The following is a 3714-nucleotide window of genomic DNA, read 5'->3' as shown; positions in this document are numbered from 1 at the left end:
CCCCACCCTCCGACACCAGACGCCACAGGTCCTCCGGCGACGACACACCACCGGGGTAACGGCAACTCATACCCACGATCGCCACCGGCTCACCGGCTGCGGACTCCACGACGCGCAGGCGCGACCGCGTCTCCTGCAGCTCCGCAGTGACACGGGTCAGGAAGTGGCGGAGCTTCTTGACGTCTTCCATGTGCTTGCCCTCGTTGGTGGGTCGGAAATGGCGTGATGTGTGCTGGTGGTGGTGCGGGGGGGGCTCAGGAGATCCCGAACTGCTTCTCGATGTAGTCGAAGATCTCGTCGTCGGTGGCGGCCTCGAGGTCCTCGGCCTCCACTGCTCCCGTCTCCGTCTGATCCACCCCGGTCGTCGTCCGCACGAGGCTTCGCAGCCGCCCGGTGAGTTCGGTCTTGGCCAGGTCCCCATCGGGGATGGCGGCCAAGAGGCCTTCGAGCCGGTCGAGTTCCGCGGCGGCGGCGACGACCGGGTCGTCGTCGGTGTCGCCGAACAGCTCCGTGCCGATGAAGCCGGCGAGTTCGGCCACGCTGGGGTGGTCGAAGATCACCGTGGCGCTCAGCCGCAGCCCCGTCGTGGTGTTGAGCCGGTTGCGCAGTTCCACCGCGGTGACGGAGTCCAGGCCCAGTTCCAGGAACGGGCGCCGGACCTCGATCGCTTCGGGTGATCCGTGTCCGAGCACGGCGGCGACCTGGGTGCGCACCGCGTCACGCACCTGGCGGTCACGTTCCTGCGGCTCGAGGCCGGCAAGGCGCTCACGCACGGACGTGGCCGCCTCGGTCGGCGCGACCGCGGTGCGGACCTTCTGGACCTCGGGAAGCTCGTCGAGGAGGCGGCTGGGCCGCGTCGCGGTGTAGGCGTGGGTGAAGCGGTCCCAGTCGATGTCCGCGATGACGACACTCGCGTCGTCGTGTGCCAGTGCCGCCTCCAGCGCCTGCACCGCGGTCTCCGGCGGCAGCAGCGGTATGCCGTGTCGCAGGCGGACGTCGTTGGCTCCGTCCTGCTCCGCCATGCCGCCCTGCGCCCAGCTGCCCCAGGCGACCGACGTGGCGGTCAGTCCCCTGGCGCGGCGGTACTGCGCCAGTGCGTCCAGATAGGCGTTGGCCGGGGCGTAGTTGCCCTGCCCTGCCATGCCGAACGTGCCAGCCAGGGAGGAGAACAGCACGAACGCGGTCAGCTCCATGTCCTGGGTGAGTTCGTGGAGGTTCCACGCTGCCTCGGCCTTGACGCGCAGGACGCGGCCGGCCTGTTCGAGCGTGAGTGAGGTGATGGCCCGGTCGTCCAGCACGGCCGCGGTGTGGATCACACCGGTCAGCGGGTACTCGTCCGGGATCGCGGCCACGAGGTCGCGGAGCCGGTCCGGATCGGCGATGTCGCAGGCCGCCACGGTGACCCGTGCGCCGGTCGCGGCCAGATCCGCTTCCAGTTCCGCTGCTCCGGGCGCCTCTGTTCCCCTGCGGCTGACGAGCAGCAGGTGTTCGGCCCCCTGGGCGGCCAGCCGCCGGGCGACCTGCCCGCCGAGGGCTCCCGTGCCACCGGTGATCAGGACGGTGCCCTTGCCCGGGGTCCAGCCGTCGAAGCCGTCGCCGATGGGGGCCCTTACGATGCGGCGCCCGAAGACCCCTGACGAGCGGACCACGACCTGGTCCTCGTCGCCCTGGCCCGCGATCACCGCGCACATGCGGTCGGTCGCGGCGTCGTCGGGTTCGATCGGCAGGTCCACCAGTCCGCCCCAGTGGGCAGGGAGTTCCTGTGCTGCCACTCGGCCGAAGCCCCACACCAGAGCCCGTGCCGGATCGCCGACCGGATCTCCCGCGCCCATGGACACCGCGCCCTGGGTGACGCTCCAGAGGGGGGCGGACACACCGGCGGCCTCCAGCGCCTGAGTGAGGAGCAGGGTCCGGCCGAAACCCGCGGGGACGGCGTGGGCGTCCGGCATGGCCGCCTCGTCCTGGGCGAGCAAGGACACCACGCCGACCGGGTCGGGATGTTCCAGCAGTGCTTCGGTCCACCGGTCCTCGCCGTCGGGAGCCACGAGCGGCTCGACCGAGGCCCCGTGCCGGCGCAGGGCCGCGGCGACCGCCTCATAGAGCTCACAGCCCATCTGGTCCCGGCCGATGGCCACGAGCCAGGTCCCGACGAGGGTGGGAGGCGCTGTGCTGGTCAGCGGCTTCCAGGTGACGCGGTAGCGCCAGGAGTCCATCGTGGAGGCCGCGCTGTGCCGACGGTGCCATGCGGAGAGCGCGGGCAGCAGTGCGGCGAGTTCGGTGTGCCGGTCGTCCAGGCGCAGGGTCCGCGCCAGGCCTTCGAGGTCCTCGCGCTCGACGATGTCCCAGAAGCCGGCGTCGTCGGTCGACCCGGCGAGTGTGCCTGGAGTGGCGGCGTCGAGCCAGTAGCGCTCCCGCTGGAAGGCGTACGTCGGCAGATCCACCCGGCCGCCGTCGCCCACGACCGCGGTCCAGTCCACCTCCACGCCGCGCACCCACAGCTCGGCCAGCGACGTCAGGATCGGGGCGACGCCACCCTGGTCGCGGCGCAGCGTTCCCACCGACACCAGGTCCGTACCCGACTCCCCTGCCGCGTCACCCACGGCACCCGCGAGCACGGGGTGGGGGCTGACCTCGACGAAGACGGAGCTGCCCGCTGCGATCAGCGCCTGGACCGTCTGCGCGAACCGCACCGGCTCGCGCAGATTGCGGTACCAGTACTCCGCGTTCAACTCCGTGCCGTCGGCCTCTTCACCGGTCACGGTCGAGTGCATCGGCACGGCACCGGGCCGGGGGCTGACCGCGGCGGCCAGCTCCAGCAGTTGGTCACGGACCTGCTCGACATGCGGGGTGTGCGAGGCGTAGTCCACGGGGATGGTCCGCGCGCGGATCCCCGCGGCCTCGACGTCCGCGACCACCTCGGCCAGGGCGTCGGTGTCACCGGCGACGACCGTGGCACCCGGACCGTTCACCACAGCCACCCACACACCCGCGCGACCCGCGATCAGCTCCTCCACCCGGGCCACCGGCGCCGCAACCGACACCATCCCACCCCGGCCCGCAAGCTCCTTCGCAATCACCTGACTGCGCAACGCCACCAGACGCGCACCATCCCGCAACGACAACGCACCCGACACACACGCCGCCGCAATCTCACCCTGCGAATGACCCACCACAGCCGACGGCTCAACACCCAACGAACGCCACAACGCCGCCAACGACACCATCACCGCCCACAACGCCGGCTGCACCACATCCACCCGCTCCAGCGACGCCGCACCCTCCTCACCACGCAACACCGCAAGCACATCCCACTCCACGAACTCGGCAAGAGCCTCAGCACACCGCTCCGCCGACCCCGCGAACACCGACGAGCACCCAAGCAGTTCAGCCGCCATACCCACCCACTGCGAACCCTGACCCGGGAACACGAACACCACACCCGACGACTCACCCGCAACCGTGCCGGACACCACCTGCGCGGCCGACTCACCCCCCGCGACCGCCTCCAGACCGGCCAGCAATTCCTCCCGGCCCCCCGCAACAACCACCGCACGGTGCTCAAGAGACGCCCGCGACAAGGCCAGCGAACGGGCCACCACACCGTCCCCGGCCCCACAGTCCGCGGCGAACTCCCGCAACCGGGCCGCCTGACCCCGCAGACCCGCCTCCGAACGCCCCGACACCACCCACGGCACCACACCACCACACGCATCC

Annotated in this window: 2 protein-coding genes; both read right to left on the bottom strand. The window is 71.4% G+C overall.

The window, feature by feature from the left end; all coding sequences use genetic code 11:
* On the bottom strand, positions 1 to 190 hold a 190-nt coding region (locus AB0L75_RS43910), incomplete at its 3' end, for a beta-ketoacyl synthase N-terminal-like domain-containing protein (protein ID WP_365191903.1).
* Positions 191 to 254: 64 nt separating this feature from the next.
* Positions 255 to 3428 (bottom strand): SDR family NAD(P)-dependent oxidoreductase, encoded by a 3174-nt coding sequence (locus tag AB0L75_RS43905; RefSeq protein WP_365191904.1) that lies wholly within the window; start codon positions 3426 to 3428, stop codon positions 255 to 257.
* Positions 3429 to 3714: the final 286 nt, after the last annotated feature.

The organism is Streptomyces sp. NPDC052101 (assembly GCF_040680235.1).
Lineage (GTDB): Bacteria > Actinomycetota > Actinomycetes > Streptomycetales > Streptomycetaceae > Streptomyces.
The sequence above is the reverse complement of the archived record's forward strand: the minus strand, read 5'-3'. Positions and strand labels throughout refer to the sequence as shown.